General features: G+C 37.7%; 21 protein-coding genes. 10 read left to right on the top strand and 11 right to left on the bottom strand.

What is annotated here, in order from left to right; translation table 11 throughout:
• The first annotated feature begins 2 nt into the window (after positions 1-2).
• From CWB75_RS09985 to CWB75_RS09970, 4 genes are all read left to right on the top strand, one after another.
• Positions 3-290: a hypothetical protein gene (locus CWB75_RS09985; RefSeq protein WP_138570558.1), complete on the top strand. Its 288-nt coding sequence runs from the start codon at positions 3-5 to the stop codon at positions 288-290.
• A 137-nt stretch (positions 291-427) separates the two neighbouring features.
• A complete protein-coding gene (locus tag CWB75_RS09980; protein WP_008468098.1) occupies positions 428-622 on the top strand; it encodes a YwbE family protein in 195 nt (64 codons plus the stop codon).
• Positions 619-1,137 (top strand): DUF4240 domain-containing protein, encoded by a 519-nt coding sequence (locus CWB75_RS09975; RefSeq protein WP_138570557.1) that lies wholly within the window; start codon positions 619-621, stop codon positions 1,135-1,137. Before CWB75_RS09980 ends, CWB75_RS09975 begins: the two co-directional genes overlap by 4 nt.
• Positions 1,138-1,581: 444 nt before the next feature.
• A complete protein-coding gene (locus tag CWB75_RS09970) occupies positions 1,582-2,037 on the top strand; it encodes a hypothetical protein (RefSeq protein WP_055012704.1) in 456 nt (151 codons plus the stop codon).
• Here the strand turns inward: CWB75_RS09970 and CWB75_RS09965 are convergent.
• From CWB75_RS09965 to CWB75_RS09955, 3 genes are all read right to left on the bottom strand, one after another.
• Positions 2,034-3,290, bottom strand: a complete 1,257-nt coding sequence (locus CWB75_RS09965) for a Y-family DNA polymerase (RefSeq protein WP_138570556.1) — start codon at positions 3,288-3,290, stop codon at positions 2,034-2,036. The genes CWB75_RS09970 and CWB75_RS09965 overlap by 4 nt on opposite strands.
• Positions 3,278-3,691, bottom strand: a complete 414-nt coding sequence (umuD, locus tag CWB75_RS09960; protein WP_010388819.1) for a translesion error-prone DNA polymerase V autoproteolytic subunit — start codon at positions 3,689-3,691, stop codon at positions 3,278-3,280. The genes CWB75_RS09965 and umuD overlap by 13 nt, the downstream gene beginning before the upstream one ends.
• An 81-nt stretch (positions 3,692-3,772) precedes the next feature.
• Entirely contained in the window at positions 3,773-4,192 is a 420-nt protein-coding gene (locus CWB75_RS09955; RefSeq protein ID WP_138570555.1) for a MarR family winged helix-turn-helix transcriptional regulator, read from the bottom strand.
• 103 nt (positions 4,193-4,295) lie between these two features.
• Between CWB75_RS09955 and CWB75_RS09950 the strand changes: the two genes are divergently transcribed.
• The 6 genes from CWB75_RS09950 (at position 4,296) to CWB75_RS09925 (ending at position 11,398) form a co-directional block, all read left to right on the top strand.
• Positions 4,296-5,042, top strand: coding sequence for a siderophore-interacting protein (locus CWB75_RS09950; RefSeq protein ID WP_138570554.1), 747 nt, complete (start codon positions 4,296-4,298; stop codon positions 5,040-5,042).
• A 142-nt stretch (positions 5,043-5,184) separates the two neighbouring features.
• Complete coding sequence (locus tag CWB75_RS09945) at positions 5,185-6,174, top strand: LLM class flavin-dependent oxidoreductase (RefSeq protein ID WP_138570553.1); 990 nt, start codon at positions 5,185-5,187, stop codon at positions 6,172-6,174.
• A 237-nt stretch (positions 6,175-6,411) separates the two neighbouring features.
• A complete protein-coding gene (locus CWB75_RS09940; protein WP_171039113.1) occupies positions 6,412-7,365 on the top strand; it encodes a patatin-like phospholipase family protein in 954 nt (317 codons plus the stop codon).
• A 522-nt stretch (positions 7,366-7,887) separates the two neighbouring features.
• Positions 7,888-9,294, top strand: coding sequence for an alanine/glycine:cation symporter family protein (locus tag CWB75_RS09935; RefSeq protein WP_138570551.1), 1,407 nt, complete (start codon positions 7,888-7,890; stop codon positions 9,292-9,294).
• 94 nt (positions 9,295-9,388) lie between these two features.
• Entirely contained in the window at positions 9,389-10,405 is a 1,017-nt protein-coding gene (locus tag CWB75_RS09930; RefSeq protein ID WP_138570550.1) for a patatin-like phospholipase family protein, read from the top strand.
• 45 nt (positions 10,406-10,450) lie between these two features.
• The gene (locus tag CWB75_RS09925; RefSeq protein ID WP_138570549.1) at positions 10,451-11,398 is read left to right on the top strand and encodes an abortive infection family protein; all 948 of its coding nucleotides are present in this window, start codon (positions 10,451-10,453) and stop codon (positions 11,396-11,398) included.
• Positions 11,399-11,516: 118 nt separating this feature from the next.
• Here CWB75_RS09925 and CWB75_RS09920 read toward each other — a convergent pair whose 3' ends face one another.
• The 8 genes from CWB75_RS09920 to CWB75_RS09885 form a co-directional block, all read right to left on the bottom strand.
• The gene (locus tag CWB75_RS09920) at positions 11,517-11,870 is read right to left on the bottom strand and encodes a hypothetical protein (RefSeq protein ID WP_138570548.1); all 354 of its coding nucleotides are present in this window, start codon (positions 11,868-11,870) and stop codon (positions 11,517-11,519) included.
• Positions 11,871-12,287, bottom strand: a complete 417-nt coding sequence (locus CWB75_RS09915) for a hypothetical protein (protein ID WP_138570547.1) — start codon at positions 12,285-12,287, stop codon at positions 11,871-11,873.
• 315 nt (positions 12,288-12,602) lie between these two features.
• Positions 12,603-13,811 carry a zonular occludens toxin domain-containing protein gene (locus CWB75_RS09910; RefSeq protein WP_138570546.1) on the bottom strand — a complete coding sequence of 403 codons (1,209 nt, stop codon included), beginning with the start codon at positions 13,809-13,811 and terminating at the stop codon, positions 12,603-12,605.
• Between the two features lie 4 nt (positions 13,812-13,815).
• Positions 13,816-14,154: a DUF5455 family protein gene (locus tag CWB75_RS09905; RefSeq protein WP_138570545.1), complete on the bottom strand. Its 339-nt coding sequence runs from the start codon at positions 14,152-14,154 to the stop codon at positions 13,816-13,818.
• Between the two features lie 12 nt (positions 14,155-14,166).
• Entirely contained in the window at positions 14,167-15,549 is a 1,383-nt protein-coding gene (locus CWB75_RS09900) for a hypothetical protein (protein WP_138570544.1), read from the bottom strand.
• 68 nt (positions 15,550-15,617) lie between these two features.
• Positions 15,618-15,905 carry a hypothetical protein gene (locus CWB75_RS09895; protein ID WP_138570543.1) on the bottom strand — a complete coding sequence of 96 codons (288 nt, stop codon included), beginning with the start codon at positions 15,903-15,905 and terminating at the stop codon, positions 15,618-15,620.
• 254 nt (positions 15,906-16,159) lie between these two features.
• Entirely contained in the window at positions 16,160-16,477 is a 318-nt protein-coding gene (locus CWB75_RS09890; protein ID WP_249362322.1) for a hypothetical protein, read from the bottom strand.
• A 39-nt stretch (positions 16,478-16,516) separates the two neighbouring features.
• A complete protein-coding gene (locus CWB75_RS09885) occupies positions 16,517-18,508 on the bottom strand; it encodes a replication endonuclease (RefSeq protein WP_138570541.1) in 1,992 nt (663 codons plus the stop codon).
• Positions 18,509-18,978: the final 470 nt, after the last annotated feature.

The raw sequence follows: 18,978 nt of genomic DNA, 5'->3' as shown, positions 1-18,978 counted from the left end.
CCATGACCAAAACCCAAAAGCAGCTAGATAAACGTATTCGTCAACAATTAACAATTGCTTGCGAGCAAATAAAAGATAACGTTGAGAGCTTTAGCTTTCTTACTCACTCGGTTGATTTAAACAATTTACCTTCTAAGTTTACTGTAAGTTGTTATTTTATTGATGATATTGCACTAGAGCAGGCTAAACAAAATAATCAGCTAGATTACATTGTGCAGCTTATTTGTAATGCATTAGCTAGTTTAAATATTCATATTAAAAACAATGCTATTTCATTTCTTAAGCAGTAAAAATAGGTACTGTGTTTTTGTTTAATTATCCCTCATTTTAAGCTGTATTTGGCATTTATGGTCTTAGTAAAAGCTTTAATATGGAGAGATTCTATTAAGCAGGCTATAATCGCAAAAAATTGTAATAGAGATTAAATATGGCCGTTCCAACACGCTCGCAAATAACGCCAGGCACAGAGGTTAATATTGTGCTTAAACAAGATCAACGCAGTGGTACTTTAACCAATGGTATTGTGTCGCGTTTATTGACCAAGTCACCTAATCACCCGCACGGAATAAAAGTACAATTAGAAGACGGCCAAGTGGGTCGGGTAAAAGAGATCATTGCATGAGTGAGTTAACCTTAATTGATTTTTGGCGACTGGTTACAGTGGAAGATAAAACCGCAGAGCCTGACTCAGTGTGCCAATCGCTTAAGTCGGCACTGAGTGACTTATCAGATGAGCAATTAATTGAATTTGATAAGCAGTTTAGTATTTGTATGCGTCAAAGTTATACCTGGGATTTATTTGGTGCCGCGTTTGTTATGGCGGGCTGTAATGATGAATATGGTTTTTCAGAATTTCGTTGTTGGTTAATTTCTCGTGGTGAAGCCGCATTTAAAGCTGCACTAGAAAACCCAGATAGCCTCGCTCAGTGCACGCCGCTTTATTTTTTAAACGAGCAACCTTATCCGTATTTAGATGAGTATGACCTAATTGCAGGTTTGTTATATGAAGAACGTAACGACGATGAGTTACCCTTTATCCCATCAGGACTTGACCAACCTAAAGGTAAGCGCTTTAAAGACAAACCTAAGTTTTTAAAACAAAATTACCCGCAATTATTTGCTAAGTATTGGCAATAACTCAGCTTGTTATTAATGCATTACTTAATTAACCTGAACTGCGGATAATTAATCCATCTCAAGCAGCTATTTTCAGCGCTAACTGCGTTGAATTTACTTGCAATAGGCTAGCTATTGACGCGTAATTTCGCCTTGTTTTCACTAAAAATTTCTAGCTAGAGAAAAGTAGGTAAAAATATTTTTTGATTCAACATGTTAGTAAATCTCTTAACCAGAGTTCAGGTTAATCACAAGTAATGCATTTTCTTCCCCCTTTATGTAATAAAGCTTACGTCTAGTTTAATCTTATTTGTTGTTAGCTACGTATTTTAATTTAGTTTTTGCGCAGCTGCTCATAGTAATACGACTTCGCATCTTTTATAGTAAATCTCTGTTATAGTTAGAAATAGCTAAGGCATTGTCACATTGCTTGATCATGGTTGATACACGAGGATAGAGCTTATAATGAAATGTTTCACACTGGTTTTACTTACCATAAGCCTTTTTAGCTGTTATGCAGTGGCAGGCCCAAGTAATAAAACTCGCTTTATTCCACTATTAAAAACTAAGCTAGGTAATTACGAAGTTACCTCAAGTAACTCGGGTTTATGCACTAATAGTCGATTGCAATTTAATAACCCTGAAGATCCTGAGCAAGGTTTTAGCTTAGGTAAAGAGATTTTGTTTAACTCATTACACAATGGCACTCGTACTATTCAAAAGCCTAATTATTGTTTTATTACCAGCTCAATTAAATACAAAACTAATGGCCTCGAAAATGGTTTACGTATGAGCCGATGTGATAATCCAATTCACGAAAGAACCATTAAACAAACTATTACTTTTTTAACCGATAACACCCTTAAATACACCTTAGATAACCCAAGTGTAGAATGCGAATTTATTAAAGTTGCTGACTAACACTGTATTTTAGGAATATCGCGCCAACGTGTTGTGTATTGCGGCGATAAAAAAGCTCTATTCATATGCCAGCGCTCATTTAGTTGGCTGCTTGCTACGCTAAGCATTCCTTTCCCAAAGCGATGATTTATCGCATCTAAGCAGCCCATTAACTGCGGGTTATCGGTTTGTTTCTCAAATAAAGTATGTTGTTGAAACTGCTGTGGGCTAAGCTCTAATGCACCCACTCCGCATTTATAAAAACGAATACCCGGCTGATATATCTGCTCAAAACTCTTTGATACTGCACTTGCTATAACACGGGTATCGTTAGTGGGCGGATCAAATTGATGCATAGCTGACTTTTTATAAAAGGCTTGCTCATGTGACGAGCTGGCGGCAAAAATATAAATACGATGAGTGAGCGACTGTTGCGCTCTTAATTTTTGTGCAACCACGCTGGCATGGTTTATTAATGCGGTTCTCACTGCATCAGGATCGTTAAGGCGCTGGCCAAAACTACGCGTTGAAAAAATAGCTTGCTTGTCTTGGCGAACATCATCCCAGTTTAAACAGGTAATGCCATTGAGTTCGTTAATTGTGCGCTCAAGCACCACGCTAAATTGGCGACGAATTGTTTTTGGACTTTGCTGAGCTAGTTGCCATGCGGTATTAATATTCATTAGCGCCAGTTTTTTAGCTAAACGTTTGCCCACTCCCCATACATCCTGGCAGTGCATTTGCTGTAAAATAGCTTGTCGGCTTGCTTCATCATCAATCACGGCAACCCCATTAAAGCCAGTTAGCTTTTTAGCAGCATGATTCGCGGCTTTGGCTAAGGTTGGTGTTGGCCCAAAACCAACCCCAACAGGGAGTTTGGTTTCGCGCCATACCGTACGTCTAATTAGCTGACCGTAGTGGTGCCAATCGGTAATTAATGGCTGATAGCCTTTAAAGTGCAAAAACGATTCGTCAATACTGTAAATATGCTGGGTATCACAAAAGCGAGCAATAACGTTCATCATTCTATCGCTTAAATTAGCGTATAGTTCGTAGTTAGATGAGCGCACTACGACCTGATGTTTTGCTAGTAATTGCTTTACTTTAAAATAGGGGCCAAATTTAGGAATATTAAGCTTACGGGCAATAGGGCATACCGCACATACGCAGCCATCGTTATTGGTAAGCACCACAACTGGTTTTGAACGAATTGCGGGGTCAAATACCTTTTCAGCACTGGCATAAAAAGCAACCGCATCAACTAAGGCATACATGAAAGTATCTCAGGGCTTTGCCGATGTAATCTAATTGAGCGAGTTACCACGCCTTCAAGCTGAAATTCATCAGACTCGGTTAATTGCACGGGTTTATAAGCAGCAGAAGCCGAGAGCAGTCGCGCATTGGTTTTATCTAGCAACTTACATACAAATAAACCATTTAAGTTCGCCACAATAACATCGCCATCTTTAGGAATTTCTGCACGGTCAACTAATAGTAAGTCCCCCTCAAAAATACCAATTTCTTGCATAGAACATCCTGAGGCAACGCCAATAAATGTAGCATCTGGGTGTTTTATTAATAGCTCGTCAAGTGATATCCCTAACTCACTATACTGCGCTGCAGGCGATTCAAACCCGCAAACACCGGCCTCTATATAAATGGGAATAACAAACATAACACAACCTAAAACGCATATACTGTATAAGTGTACAGTATATGCGTTTTGTATCAGTTATGCCAAGTAATGAATGGTAGATCAATCCATGTTTTTGATTATTTGTTGGGCAGTATGTAAAAAGTCATTGATTTGCTGTGGGTTTAAGTTTTTACACATTTGCGCATTTACTTGCTGCTCGGCGGCTAATAGCTTGTCATAAAGCGAGCGACCTTCAGAGGTAAATGACAAGATAAAACAGCGCTTGTCGTGCTCACTGGCATCTTTGTTAATTAACTTTAATGCGATTAGCTCTTTCACTAAGCGTGCTATTTGGGCCTTGTCGCGCTGGGTCTGATTAACAATATCGTTAGCAGTGCACTGAGTTGTTGTTGCAATAATATGAAAGCAACGTACGTGCATTGCGTTTAAGCCAAGCTCGCCCGCATTAATCGCTTCGCGTATGGTAACGCGATAATTTTGCATTAAAGCAAATAATGTATTGGCTAATGAGATATGCATAGGGAATCCATAATGGTTGACAAAGTCAATTAAATTGATATAGTTGATTTTATCAACCAATGGGGCGTTGTGCAATTCATCTTTTTTAATGAGGTAAATTTATATGGGTAAAAAAGTACGCAAAGCAACAGTATTAAGCACAGAGCAAGTAACCCCACATTTACAACGTATTATTGTTGGCTCCGATGAGTTTAACGACTTGAGCGCTCAATATATTGGTAACTACGTAAAGGTACTTATTCCGCAAAATGGCCGCGTTGATTATAATATTAAAACTTCATGTATGCGTTCATACACTATAAGGCATGTTGATGAGCACACCGGCGCACTTACCCTCGATTTTGTAATTAATATGCACCAAGGTCCGGCAACTAATTGGGCTAAAAAAGCAAAAGTAGGCGATGAGGTAGGTATAGCAGGACCAGGCCCTAAAAAGCTTGATAATTATGAACACTCACATTACATACTACTTGGCGATTTAACTTCGGTTAATGCAATTAAAGGCTACATGCAGCAACTGCCTAAAAACGCAAAAATTGACGCGATTATTCATGCACCAACAAAAGATGATGTGATCAGCTTAGAGTCGCCGCGAGATGTAACTTGGTTAATAACACATAAACCAGATACAGATGTGATAAACGCATTAAAATCGATGCCGCTTAGTGAGCAACAACCTATTGTATTTATGGCACTAGAGGCCGGATTAGTACGCAAAGCAAAAACCGTATTAACTGATGAATTAGCTATACCTCGCAGTCAAATTGTTTCATCGGGTTATTGGAAAAAAGGCCTTGATTCAGAAGCCTATAAACTAAACCGCCAACAAGCTGCAGCTAAAAATAGCTAACTTTGTTATCACTCAATCGCAACACCTTAGCGTTTCAAGATAAGCTGCCTTGAATTGGTGTAATGTACACCCATCTCTTACTTTAGATTTATTATTTATGGCTAGCACGTCATAAATCGCTATTTAATTTGGAGATGCTACTTTGTTATCAACTATCCCTTTTTCATTACTTGAACTGGCGCCTATGCAAAAAGGGGCCACGGTTAGTGACACCTTAAACAAAAGTACAGCCTACGCACAAAAAGCAGACCAATTAGGTTTTAACCGTTTTTGGTTAGCCGAGCATCATAATATGCCTGGGATTGTTTGTGCCGCCACTTCAATTTTAGTAGGGCACATAGCCGGCAACACTAAAAAAATACGCGTAGGGTCGGGTGGAATTATGTTACCTAATCATGCGCCTTTAGTTGTGGCTGAGCAATTTGGCACCTTAGAGAGTTTGTATCCTGGTCGAATTGATTTAGGGCTAGGGCGTGCCCCAGGTAGCGATCCGGTGACCAGTCGCGCCTTAAATAACGACATTAGCCGCGCTGAAAACTTTCCTAATGAAGTGAGCGAGTTACAAACACTATTAGGCCCATACGAGGGAGCTAAGCGTGTGCGAGCAATACCCGGTGAAAACACTAATGTGCCTATTTGGCTTTTAGGCTCAAGTTTATTTAGTGCCCAGTTAGCAGCGCAAAAAGGATTACCCTATGTATTTGCGGGGCACTTTGCACCGCGTTTTGTACATGATGCAATAGCCTTATATAAACGAGAATTTAAACCATCAAATGTATTAGCTAAGCCTTATGTAATGTTGGCATTACCTTTAGTGGCTGCCGATACAGATGAAGAAGCACAATACTTATCAACCACTTCAAAACAGCGAGTGCTATCATTAATTAGAGGCGACGAGTTGTGGTTAAAGCCCCCAGTTGAAACAATGGAAGGCTTGTGGAGCGAACAAGAGCGTACTCATGTTGAGAGCTTTTTAGGATTAAGTGTTACTGGTGGGCCAGCGAGTATTAAACACAAATTAGAAATGATCGTGAACCAATTAGAGGTCGATGAGCTTATATTCACCAACGATTTATATGACGATGAAAAACGTCATCGTGCGTTAAAAATACTAATGGAAATAAAGAACTAAGCTGTTTATTAAGCAAGCGTACACGCAACCATAGTTACACTAATAACCAAATAGAGAATCGAATAAAAATTGAGTACAAATAAATGATTTATATTTTCAATCGAACTGATTCAATTAATCTGTTTTAAGGATTTAATCAAGCACGTTAAAATAAAACCATATTCCGTTAAGTTAACAACTAAGAGGTACACCGTGAAATCTCAAATAAATGTTGCTCCACACACATTCAATAAGCCTATGCACCCTAAAACTGCATTGATTGCTGAAGGTGGAGGGCAGCGAGGGATATTTACAGCTGGTGTACTTGACGCGTGGTTAGAGCAAAACTACGACCCGTTTGATTTATTTATAGGCACGTCTGCTGGCTCGCAAAATTTAACCAGTTATTTAGCGCGTCAAAAAGGCTACGCTAAACGCTTGATTAGAGGGCTTTCTCGTCATAAACGCTTTTTTCAGTTAGGTCGCGGCCTAATGGGTAAACACATTGTTGACTTAGACTGGTATTTCGAAAAAACCACTGAGGTTAATAGAGCATTAGACTTTAAAACAGCAAAAAATAGCCTTGGTGATAGAGAGCTGCTGATCACTGCAACCAATGCACGTGATCGTAAACCGTATTATTTAACTCCTACTGGCGATGGTAAACACTGGCGAGAACTATTAAAAGCGTCAAGTGCTTTACCTTTTTTGTATAAACAAGGTGTTCAACTTACTCCTTGGTTAGGCTCAAAAGCGGCAAACGAAGCACATTTAGCTGCAGAGCAATCGAATGAAGATTTTTATTTAGATGGCGGCTTGGCTGCGCCATTGCCTGTACGCGAAGCTTATAACCGTGGCGCACGAAAAATCGTGGTAATAAGAACCGTTGATGAGAATTTTCAAGCGCAAACTGCATGGGTTCAAAAGCTAAGAACATTTGCATGTGCATCAGGCTACTGCCCAAAAACTCTCGACTATTTGTTACAACATGAACAAGCGTACTTAGACGAGCTTGAATTTATTGCTAATCCCCCAGATGATGCTGAAATTATTCAAATTTTTGCTAACGAAAAGCTACATAGCAAATTGTTAGGCAGCTCTAATGATGACCTCCGATTTGATCATAAATTAGGCTTGAAAGCGGGTCGTGATTATTTAAAAAACTATCATACAGAGTTAAACCGTTTCAGTGAGCCGCAATACGCAATGTAAGCAAGCCTCTAGGGCGTTTATAGCGCTAATTAACAAGCCGCATGCAAAGCAATATGCACCTACTGTATATTGCTTTGACGTTAAACTTAGCCTGTAATTTTAATGGGTTAATAAAAAATACTGATCAAACTAAAACAACTCAAGCTAGCGTAATTACCACACACTGTAACGCATCATATTAATAATAAAACCAGTCTAGCATCATAACTCAACCAACAATCTCAGTTCATAAACTCACTGTGAGTCGACTTACCCTGCACAAAATTTAACAAAGCGTACTATTCTTATCTTGGAAATATAAGAGGCCGTATAATTTTAACGCAAGGCTTAGTGCTGCGTCGTCTGAAGCTACAAATATATTATTGATTTTTTTATAAAAAACGATAAGGTATGAGTGTGATTTTATATTCACAATAACTGAAATAAAATTCACGTGACGTGCGGTGCATTTATTGTTTTAAACACCTAAAGATATAAATGTAGAAGCAAGCGGATATAAAAATAACAAATAAAGGACGGGTGATGTTTGAAACAGTAGTAAAAAGTGTCAATGGCCTTTTATGGGGCGAAGGGCAAGTACTTATTTACATTCTCCTATTTACCGGAATATGGTTTTCAGTACGCTTAAAAGCAATTCAATTAGTTAAATTTAAGCACATGTTTAGCCTGCTAAAAGGCAGTAGTAAGCGTAATAAAAACGATATTTCATCATTTCAAGCGCTCTGTACTGGGCTGTGTGCTCGAGTAGGCACAGGTAATTTAGCCGGTGTGGCTGTGGCTATATCACTCGGTGGTAGCGGCGCCATATTTTGGATGTGGGTCATTGCTATACTGGGTATGGCAACCGGATTTGCAGAAAGTATTTTAGGCCAGGTATATAAAATTCGCGACAGCAATGGCGAATTCAGAGGTGGCCCTGCGTATTATATTCAACAAGGCTTAGGCAGTCGTGCATTTGCTATTGTGTTTGCCGCCTGTTTGTTTTTAGGTTACGGCTTTACCTTTAGCGCCATGCAAACCAACACCATTACCGATGCACTAAATTACGCATTTGAAATACCCACTTTTTACTCAGGTGTTGTGATCACACTTTTAGCAGGCTCTATTATTTTGGGGGGCTTTAAAGCCATTGCCCGATTCGCCGAGCGAGTAGTGCCTGTTATGGGCATCGTGTTTGTGCTTGTTGCTGTAGTAATTACACTGATTAACTTCACCCAAGTACCTGCCATGCTTAAAGATATATTTTTATCAGCGTTTGGCTTGCAAGAAGCTGGTGCAGGCGCCATGGGTGCAGCCATTAAAAATGGTATACAACGCGGTTTATATTCTAATGAGGCTGGCGCGGGAAGTGTGCCGCATGCATCGGCTAGTGCCAGTCCAATGCCAAACCACCCAGCTACGCAAGGCTACATACAAATGTTAGGGGTGTTTTTCGATACCATCGTATTGTGTAGTTGTACCGCGGTTATTATTTTATTGGCCGATGTAGATATAAGCGGTGAAATGGAAGGCATACGCTTAACACAAAGCGCTATGACCTCACACTTAGCGCAAGGCGGCGTGTATTTTGTAGCCGCTGCCATTACTTTATTTGCTTTTACCTCGGTGGTTGCTAACTACGCCTACGCCGAAAGTAACCTCCACTTATTTAAGCTCGATAACAAAGTAGGGCGCGGTATTTATACTTTGCTTTATTTATCAATGATGTTGTGGGGCGCATCAGCCACCTTAAAACAAGTATGGGATTTAGCTGATATTGCTCTAGGGTTAATGACAGTAGTAAACGTAATCGCTATTATACTACTCACACCGACTATTTTGTCTGTTACTAACGACTACCACGCACAAAGAGACAAAGGCATAGAGCCTGAGTTTAAGATAAAAAACGTAAAAGTGCAGGGCAAATGTGAAGACGGAATTTGGGATTAAGATTAAAGTTTAAAAGTTTTATTTTGCATAAGTATTCATTTTTAAGTTTGGCTTTAACAACATTAAACTGCGACTCTACAGGTAGTATTTTTAGATGATCGACATTTATGCGGGTAAAACTGCAGCAAAAATAATAAACGAACAAGGTTTTAAACCCGAGCTTTTTACCTCGTTTTTAGGGGCAAGTGGTGGCCCTAAATGGTTTACCTTATTTGGTTTAGACAAATATATATTTGGCGAATTTTTTAAACATCGCACCCAACCGCTTAATTTAATTGGCTCATCTGCAGGGGCTTTTCGTTCAGCCTGTTTTGCACAAAACGATCCAGTTGCAGCCATTAAGCGGTTAGCAAAATCATATTCACAAACCCGATATTCTAGTAATAAACCAACACCCGCTGAAATTACACTAAAAGCCCGCGCATTATTAGATGATGTATTTGGTGATGATGGCGTTACTGAAATTATAAATAATCCTGTTTTTAAAGTGCATTTTATTGTCGCAAAATCTAACGGGTTTATTGCCAGCGAACATAAATTAATACAGCTTCTGGGTTTATCAAAAAGTTATATGCTTAACAGAATTAATCGAAAATTATTAGGCTCGCAATATGAGCGTTTTATTTTTGGCGCGCCCAATAGTGATTTAAGTATTACCGACAGCTACAATTTTAAAACCAAAAATATCGCACTCACACAAACAAATTTAAAAGATGCCTTACTTGCATCGGGCTCTATACCACTTGTAATGCAAGGTATAAAAAATATTGCCGGTTCGCCACCAGGGATTTACCGCGATGGCGGCATTATTGATTACCACTTTGATTTAAAAATTAATAACCCTGGCTTAATTTTATATCCACATTTTAATTCAGATCCAAAGGCAGGGTGGTTCGATAAAAATTTAAAACGAAAAGTGTCACCACAAAATTACGACAATGTAGTGATGATCACCCCATCAAAAGAATTTGTAGCCAACTTACCTTACGGAAAAATCCCAGACAGAAACGACTTTACTGATCTTGATGCAGACACGCGTATTAAATATTGGAACACCGTGTTTAGTGAAACTGAGAAATTGGCCGAAGCGTTTGATAAGAAATTAGTTTAAGTAGAGAAAAATTATATAAGAATAATGTCATAAGGAAGTTAGAGCATGCAATTATATTCGAAAAGACAAAAACAATTAAGAGGCGAAGTTAATGATGTTTATAGCTACGAAAATATACCAAATAAATTGTTAGTCCAAATTATTCATATTTGGGATCGCACATTAGGTAATCAAGGTAACTATGAACAATATGGTTCTCAAGTTCCAGGAACTTATAAAAGTATTTATGATATTTTGTGTGAAGAATACGGCTTATTTAATTTGTTTCCAAATATACAGAGAAATAACGGGATTCATTACTATAGAGAACTCTGCAATTATTTTTTAAGCTTAGACGATGACGAAAAAATTATAGATATCATTGAATTAACTTTTTCATTTATAGATGTAATTACACGGGAAAATACTTATTTGGGAAAAGCTGATCCATCAAAAGAAGCTGATGACGCGATTTCACTTTTAAATTTACGATTCAAAGAACATGGAATTGGGTTCCAGTTTATTGATGGTAATATAATAAAGGTTGATTCTGAGTTCTTACATGTAAATGCAATAAAGCCTGTTTTAAAATTATTGAACGATAAAAATTTCAGTGGTGCACAAGATGAGTTTTTAAATGCATATGAACATTACCGACATAGTGAAAATAAAGAAGCATTGAATAATTGTTTGAAAGCTTTTGAGAGTACAATGAAAACAATCTGTGATAAACACAATTGGGAATATGGGAAGTCACCGAATGCTAGTCATTTAATTAATACATGTTTTAAAAATAACTTAATACCTCAGTTTTGGCAGCAGCAATTTACTTCATTAAGAAGTACACTGGAAAGTGGAATTCCACCAGGTAGAAATAAACTAAGTGGACATGGTCAAGGAGAAGAAATAATTAAAGTACCAGAGCACATAGTTTCGTACATGCTAAATATGACTGCTGCAGCCATTATATTATTAATAAACTCAGAAAAAGATCTTTTCAATAATGTAAAGTGAAAGGTAGTAGATATAAATAACTTAACTACCCATAAATTACGGTACGTAATATTTAAAAAAAGGGCGAAAAGCCCTTTTATATTAGTGATTTAAAGTGACTGTCTATATTGACAGATGGTCAATCCTTTCTAGCTCGTTCACATGAATTGTCCATCATCGTTTTGTTTTTATCTGATTGGACTTCTCTATATTCACTAGTCCAAAAACGACAAACTTCGTTATTAGTTTTACGAGCAGCATTTATCTGGCTTTGCCTTTTTGCTTGCTTTATACGCTCATTTTTAAGTCTTAAAGCTTCAGTTTGCGCTCTTATAGAAAGTGATTTAGCTTCTTTCTCTAGCTGTTTTGCATAGGCTTCGGCTTTTTGCTCAATAACATGAGCCCTATAAATATCAAGGGATTCATCAGCTGCCCATACAGATAAGCCTGCAAAAGTAAGAGATAAATATAATTTTAAATAATCGAATTCCATTTAACTTCCTGTCCTTTCAGATATTTCACCAATAATATTAAGTAATTGGTCTTGTAAGTCGGATAAATACAAATCTTGTGTCTTATGATTTTCCTTAAGGGTTTTGTACATAGACTCTGACTTTCTAGCAGACCACTTGTAACGATGAACGAGCTGAACATCAGAGGGTTTAACTTCGCCCCAAGGTGTACTCATTGTATGATCATCTACAGAAATTTTACAGTCAGCCCATGCTCCAGTAGGAGGTAAATAACCTCGATAAATAATAGCTGTTAGTTTTTCTACTGGGAGACTGGCTTTACCTGATTTCACATAGCGCCTTACTTGCCTTTCACTTACGCCCAGTTCTTTGGCACCTTTTGCATAGTCATAGCCAAATAAAGAAAGAAACTGTTTATGAAATTCTGATTTAAACATTGTGATTTTTACTCCTTTTAAAAAAATCACAATGGTTAATCATTATCTAACTCCGAATAGGTTATCAGGGGCGCAAGCGCGGTATCGAGTAACTAAGGGCAGGGGTTGCGCTTCGCTTAGTTACGACCGATTTACGGTAATGCTAAATTAAAATTTGTGTGCGGTCTACATGGCTAAAGCCATCAGTGTCTTAAACAGCATTTTTCATATAGCCATGTGCAATACTGCGAGACATAAAGGTATATGGTGAAGATTTTAAAAAGCAGCTAATTAGCATGTCGGCCGCGGCAAGCGCTGGCGCTACATTGCTAATTTTTAGCTGCTTATTTCATCGGTAGATGATTGATTATCAGGTTTAGCTGATGAGTAAGAATCGACTCGATACGGTAAGCAGTTAATATTATAGTCATTACCGTTATAGGTAAGTTTTGCAGTACAGGCAGAAACAACATTAACAATAGCGTTTAATGAAGATGGATAGAATGGTTTACCGTCTTTTTCAAAGCAATATGTTGAATTGTTGCGTGTAGAAATTACGGAACAGGTTATATAAACACCATTAAAAATGTCAGGTAATTGATTTTGTACTAATGGATTTTTAGCTGATGGTTGTGACTGGCCATTAAGTAAAAGGTTAGGTTCGTTAGGTTTTTGTGTTGGGTATAAGTAATAAGCTAAATAAGCAATTAAAAATATACCCCCTACTTTGTGCCAAGGTTTTAATATTGGGTCTTTATTTTTTTTCTCTTCTAAAACTTCGTTTTTTCGTTCTTGTGATTTTTCCTTTACTAAATACCATTTTTTTAACTGTTCGGTAGGAACTAAGCAATAGCTAGATTCCATTTGAACTAGTCGGCCGGATTTGGTGGTCATTACATCAGGTAGAAATTTTTGAGCAGTGTTATACCAGTCGTGACACCATGACTTAATGTAAAATTCATAGCCCTGGGCTTTACGTGTTTTTGCTTTACCATCATAAAATCGAGCGACTGAAAATTTAGGAACTTTGAAAGCTGTAAATAGACGTTGAACTAAACTATTTAAAAAACCAAAACCAAAATAATTAGCACCTGATTTAACGTTAATTAGTTGGTCTATTGTGGTGTCACGTAATTGTTTATCAACACCCTCAAAGTCTTGACCTATTAAAACTAAATCCCAACCGTACTTACCCATTTGAACAAACCAACTAACAATTTGTAAGCGGTCTTTATCTTTAAAGGATCGAGAATTAAGGAAAGTTAGAAGTTCATCAATTACAACTAAACCATTTTTTGATTCATCATAATTTTTATCGCTTTCCTCTAATTCTGGATAACCCATGCCAAGGTCTTTTAAATGGGTGCTGCTCATATGGTCAGGTAAGCGGATTACATGAGGGTTTTTTACATCCATTTTATCTAGATATAAATCTAAATTAGTGGCAACTTTGCGCCCTCTTTTTAAATAATCGTTAATTAAATCGATAGCGTATTTTGTTTTACCTGAGCGTTTAACACCCTCAATAAATATTCCTTTAGACATAATATTAAGCCTTTAGTTTTACACGTAAAATACCGATTGAAAAATAAAAGAGCATTTGAGCTGCTTTTGCTGTGACTACAATTGTGGCGCAAGTTATTGCATTACTGGGAACTAGTGAAAGGCCAGCAAGTGAATATGAGTTATTTGGTAAAGTCATTAATAAATTTGTAAATTCACTATTTAATGTTGTTACGAAAGTGACTAATAGAGCGGTATAGACAGTTATAAAAGCTGCACCTATAAATAATTTACGGCCAAAAGTGGTTAATAGGTAAGTAATAATTGAACTTAAACCAGCAATAAGAGAAGAAATTAAAGCGGGTATGGCTAGTAATGCAGGCATAATAATTAATCCTTATAAAGATGAAAAAGCTCTAAATGCTTGTGAAGAAATATTGATTAAAGCTATAGCTGTAACAGTCCAAAGCAACCATTCAACCAAAGGTTTAAAATAGGTTTCATAGGGTTCACAGTGTTGATGAACATTTATAGTTTTTGAAACATTAGCTATTGATACATCTAAAATAAAAGGTTTGCATGAACCAGTAAAACCAGCAAAATTTTGTGAAACGTATGAAGTAATTTTAGATGTATAAGTGTTTAATATTGATGGTGCTGGTTCTTCTTTTTCTATCCATTCTTTTAATTTTGCGTTTTCTTCATCAAGTTTAGGTTGAATATCATAATCACAAAGTTCACCCTCACACTCGCCGTTATATAGGTCTTTTTTAGTGTTTTCGGCAATTTCTAAAAGTGCGCCATTGTTAACTTGAGAGCCGCCAGATGAAACAGGTTTTGATTTAATATCGCTCAATATTTGATTTGAATTTTGTATCTCTAAAGCAATGCGATCTAAACGTTCATCGTTAGATTCTGAATAAGTTTTTTGATTGTTGTTAATAACATCTAAATTTTCATTAATTTTATTTATTGCATCTAATTCAGTTGTCTCTGGTTCTGGGTCGGTCGGGTCAGGGTCTGGTGTTGGGTCAGGGTCTGGTGTTGGGTCTGGGTCTGGACTTGGATCAATATCTGGAACACATGAAACGGGTTCAGCAGAACCATAAGAAGCGGGTATGTAATAGCCACCATTTTCATCTGTTTGGATTTCACATTGACGGCCATTAGGTGCAGGAAAACATACAGATGTTTGACCGCCACCACTACCAAAAACAAAAGGGTCATTGTCTGTTGGTGCTGGGCAATCTGGGTCTAGCTCTGGTTCTCCTAATAATTTGGCACACATAAATGTAGGTGCTAAAGGGTCAGTGGGTGCAGGTTCTATGGTGACTGAATTTTCATGTTCTGGAAAACCTTCTGGAGGGCAATACCAGCTTTTTCTTTCGTATTGATTTGACCAAACAATGGAATAAGTATCTAATCTTTGCTCGGCACACCAACCACCGTCACAAAATTGATTTTTTACATTGCCATATATATGAACGGAGGGGCCATTTCTTTCACTATTAGTGAGATTAGCACATTGAGAGCGAGTGTAACGTTTACCGTCAGTGTTAGATGGTATGCCAACAACACCTTTGTAAATTTCGCATGCTGCATTTTGTGCTTCGACTTTAGTTCGGCCACAAGCTTCGTAATTGTCCCAAGCAGTAATGCATATTTCTAAACCATCACTTTTTGGTGGCTTTAAATCATTCATATCGTAAAGATTATCTAGTACATCAGCAGAAACAAAAAAAGCGCTAATAAGCGCTAATGTAAAAATTAAATATCGCATTATTGACGCCTTTTAAAAAAATAGGATATGTGGGTTAAGGGAAGTTAACCCACATTAGGTGGTAGGTATTAGCCCCCGTTAGCGCCTTTAGAAATAAAGCGGCCAAGCAGAGAGAAACCGATAGATGAAGCAAGTACAACGGCTAGAACTGCAAAGCCAGCGCCAACTGCTTTTGATACATCGGCTAAAACTTCGGTTTGAATTGCTGTTACAGCTGCATCATCTAAAGCAGCATGAACAGTGCTAGAAAGGCCAGCACCAACAGCACAAACTGAAATGAAAACCGATTTCATAGTAATTAACGGTTTAGTAGTTTTTTGATTAGACGCAGTCACTGCGGATAATTGAGTTTTCATAGGAATATTCCTTTTTACATTAGTGTGAACGTGAGGCTTTTTTGAATATTTCACTCACGAAGTGATAGAGCTTGCCAGTACAAAAACCTGTAAGCCAACAAGCGATAGCAGACCCGATAATTTTTGCGTGTAACGGGTCAATTTGGTTAATGGTTTCCACAGATGAATCCCCCAATAAAAGAAAGAACTAGTAAAGTAATTACAATTAATGTTTGAGTTTCCATCGTGAATACCTATTATTTTTTATGGGAAATTTACTTAAGTTTATTTTCAGTAGGTAAGCTATGTAAGCGGAAGCCTTTCCAGTCCATTTGACGTGCTACGTTAGCACCTTCGTAATATTCAATATTGAGTAACACAGGCTTTAAGCCCCAGCCGTTAGGATCGGATTGCAAATTCTCCAATTGCTGATAAGTACCATCGTTAAATTGGTCAGCAGATACCTTTACAGATAAAATTTGAGCTGGGTTTTTTGTATGAAGTTTAAATTCGCCAGTTGTAGGCAGGGGAGCGCCTTTATCATCTGTACGATTAACTTTTACTAGGTCTGTAATAGCGCCTTCAATATTCATAATTTCTCCAATAGGGTTTAGTTTTATTAATAGTTACAGTTAATGACACAAGTCCAAGCTCGCGACTTCGTCGCTCGAAATGTTGCCAGCCAGAGCTTCGTAATCCATGAATAAGCACATGTTTTGATAATCCTCAAGAACGCACGCTTCAAGGAACTGCATATCTTCATCACTAGGTGCGAATAAGCGGCCGTCATCGTGCCAACCTTGTATTTGTTCAGACACACCACACATGATTTTACGTTGTGATTTAATATCTTTTTCAGTGAGTATCTGGGTAGTACCGCGTCGAGTAATTACTACAACAGCATCCCAAGCAACGCCTAAGATTCGGTTAGCTGGTTGGTCGCCATATTTAGTGGCAAAGTAGGGTGATTTAGATTCACTGCGGCTAACCTCGCCAGTAATACGGTCAACAATATCGGGCAATTGGTAGTGAATGCGTAACGTTTGGTCTTTGCGTTTAACTTGTACGCCACCCATAGCAAGGCAAAATGCTTTCCAATCTGATGAATCAGCAGCTTGGCGTACCTTCTCAAGTGCGTATTTTGAAACTGTGTCTAGTGTTGTATTCATTGCGTTTGCAACCTCACATTTGCCAGTATCACCTTGGCCTAATCGTCTAAGTTCACGCCAAAGGGTGACTGATGGGCCACCAATTTGCTGAAAACGTCTAATATCAAAAGTGCTTGCCCAAGTAGATGCACGTTCTGCGGCATCGGCTGGAAGTATTTTCATTTCACCCGCTTGAGAACAAATTACTTTGTCTATGCTGTCACCAGTCACGGCTTTAGTAATATATTTAGCTATGTAACCAGCAGCAGAGCCTTTACTTTTATTAATCGTAATAGCCTTAAAACGGGTGGTGCTTGTTCTAAATTCGGTTGGTGTATCTTCGGTGCAAAGCTTTTTCAGGATTGCGCGAACTTGTATTGCATCGCCTTTTTCCATGAATAAAAGCATATGCCAGTGTGGGCAACCGTCATGATGTGGTTCAACAACACGGAATCCATAAGGGCGTAAATTTTGTTTTGAGAATAGGGCGCGGGCACGCTTCCAAATTCCATTAAAATATTCCTGTGCATCCTGAGGGGTTGAGCCATCATATTTATTATTTGGTCGGCCTGTATGGTGAACTGAATGAAAACGACTAGGCGCAGACAAAGTATAGAACTCGCCTCGATGGCCATGCATGTCTGCTAGTTCTTCAAAACCACGAATACGAACCATTAATTCTGCAGCTTGTTGTTTACCAGATGTGTGCGAACGTTCAATAATTGATTGAAGTGTTTCGAACTCATCAAACGGGTTTGCATCGTTTGGAACAACATATAAATCAGACATTATTTCGGCTGATTTGCGCTTACGTTCTCGGCGGTTCTGGATGGTTGGTTGTGATACATAAGCACTTGCTTTTTTATGTACGAGTCTTAAATCACGTGCTAGTTGTTCAATAGTAAACGCTTGGATTTTACGTAATTTACGACGCCAGAAAATTGGGTCAGCAAAGCGGTTTAAAATACCTGTTAAAGAATCTGCTGAAAAGTGTGTGCAATACGGTGGAACTAATTCAGGCTCTTGAATATCAAAGGAATTTAAGTATTTAACAAGGATATTAAATACAGATAAAGTGTGGCCGTTTTTACTTATTTTCAGCTCGCAATAACGGGCTTTTTGCTCTGCAATTTCGCATAATTCATCGTCTGAACATGATAGGTTTATATAACCAAAAAGAGGATTGCCAAGCTTTAAAGCTGTATCGGCATGCTTCAATCGTCTATCTGCTTCAACTAAACCATTAAACTTTTCAGCTAAAAAATACCCAGTACTTAGCATATGAGACAAGTTTGAATGGGTCTTAAAAATACGATTTCTGAAGGCTTTACTATCAAAATAGAAACCTGTTGCGGGCTTATTATTAGAGTTATGAATGCTAATATCTGAATGAAATTTATCAAAATTAGCAGTTAAATTAATAGCTGTTTTTAGCGGGAAAACTTGAGCATATTGGGCGTTAGATAATGAGTTCATGGTTTAGACACCAAATAAATTAAGGAAAATAAACACAATAAAAAACCTGATGCTAATAATGAAGCAATTGGAAAATAAATAACAAAGTCGTGATTACTTTTGACTGGAATCAAAAAGGTGGCGAGTGCAATTAAGAACCATAAGAATAAAAAAGCGATTAAATCTTTCATTTGTTAGATACTCCATTAGTTAAATAAGTATCTTTGGTTATTATGTTTATAACCATCAAAGCCATTAAGGCCATAAAAAGGTATGTGACAGAAAAGATAACCATAGTCACAGGGTCTGAAATTGAGGTAGAAAAATTATCAAAAAGATATCTTGATAATGTGAGGTCTAATTCTTGAATTATTTCTAGGCTCATATTCTTATTCCCTATAAATATAATGCACAAACTTGTGCAATAGCGCAGAATGTAGCGCACAATATTGTGCAACGTCAAGAATATATTTTACATTTTTGTGCGCTAT

The organism is Pseudoalteromonas sp. S1608 (assembly GCF_005887265.1).
GTDB classification, from domain to species: Bacteria; Pseudomonadota; Gammaproteobacteria; order Enterobacterales; family Alteromonadaceae; genus Pseudoalteromonas; species Pseudoalteromonas undina.
The sequence above is the reverse complement of the archived record's forward strand: the minus strand, read 5'-3'. Positions and strand labels throughout refer to the sequence as shown.

Coding starts and splice junctions, on each gene's coding strand:
- CWB75_RS09890 (WP_249362322.1), bottom strand. CDS start 16,477: ATGAATATTGAAGGCGCTATTACAGACCTAGTAAAAGTTAATCGTACA.
- CWB75_RS09935 (WP_138570551.1), top strand. CDS start 7,888: ATGTTTGAAACAGTAGTAAAAAGTGTCAATGGCCTTTTATGGGGCGAA.
- CWB75_RS09950 (WP_138570554.1), top strand. CDS start 4,296: ATGGGTAAAAAAGTACGCAAAGCAACAGTATTAAGCACAGAGCAAGTA.
- CWB75_RS09940 (WP_171039113.1), top strand. CDS start 6,412: ATGCACCCTAAAACTGCATTGATTGCTGAAGGTGGAGGGCAGCGAGGG.
- CWB75_RS09970 (WP_055012704.1), top strand. CDS start 1,582: ATGAAATGTTTCACACTGGTTTTACTTACCATAAGCCTTTTTAGCTGT.
- CWB75_RS09915 (WP_138570547.1), bottom strand. CDS start 12,287: ATGTTTAAATCAGAATTTCATAAACAGTTTCTTTCTTTATTTGGCTAT.
- CWB75_RS09985 (WP_138570558.1), top strand. CDS start 3: ATGACCAAAACCCAAAAGCAGCTAGATAAACGTATTCGTCAACAATTA.
- CWB75_RS09910 (WP_138570546.1), bottom strand. CDS start 13,811: ATGTCTAAAGGAATATTTATTGAGGGTGTTAAACGCTCAGGTAAAACA.
- CWB75_RS09885 (WP_138570541.1), bottom strand. CDS start 18,508: ATGAACTCATTATCTAACGCCCAATATGCTCAAGTTTTCCCGCTAAAA.
- CWB75_RS09920 (WP_138570548.1), bottom strand. CDS start 11,870: ATGGAATTCGATTATTTAAAATTATATTTATCTCTTACTTTTGCAGGC.
- CWB75_RS09965 (WP_138570556.1), bottom strand. CDS start 3,290: ATGTATGCCTTAGTTGATGCGGTTGCTTTTTATGCCAGTGCTGAAAAG.
- umuD (WP_010388819.1), bottom strand. CDS start 3,691: ATGTTTGTTATTCCCATTTATATAGAGGCCGGTGTTTGCGGGTTTGAA.
- CWB75_RS09895 (WP_138570543.1), bottom strand. CDS start 15,905: ATGAAAACTCAATTATCCGCAGTGACTGCGTCTAATCAAAAAACTACT.
- CWB75_RS09975 (WP_138570557.1), top strand. CDS start 619: ATGAGTGAGTTAACCTTAATTGATTTTTGGCGACTGGTTACAGTGGAA.
- CWB75_RS09900 (WP_138570544.1), bottom strand. CDS start 15,549: ATGCGATATTTAATTTTTACATTAGCGCTTATTAGCGCTTTTTTTGTT.
- CWB75_RS09980 (WP_008468098.1), top strand. CDS start 428: ATGGCCGTTCCAACACGCTCGCAAATAACGCCAGGCACAGAGGTTAAT.
- CWB75_RS09905 (WP_138570545.1), bottom strand. CDS start 14,154: ATGCCTGCATTACTAGCCATACCCGCTTTAATTTCTTCTCTTATTGCT.
- CWB75_RS09930 (WP_138570550.1), top strand. CDS start 9,389: ATGATCGACATTTATGCGGGTAAAACTGCAGCAAAAATAATAAACGAA.
- CWB75_RS09925 (WP_138570549.1), top strand. CDS start 10,451: ATGCAATTATATTCGAAAAGACAAAAACAATTAAGAGGCGAAGTTAAT.
- CWB75_RS09955 (WP_138570555.1), bottom strand. CDS start 4,192: ATGCATATCTCATTAGCCAATACATTATTTGCTTTAATGCAAAATTAT.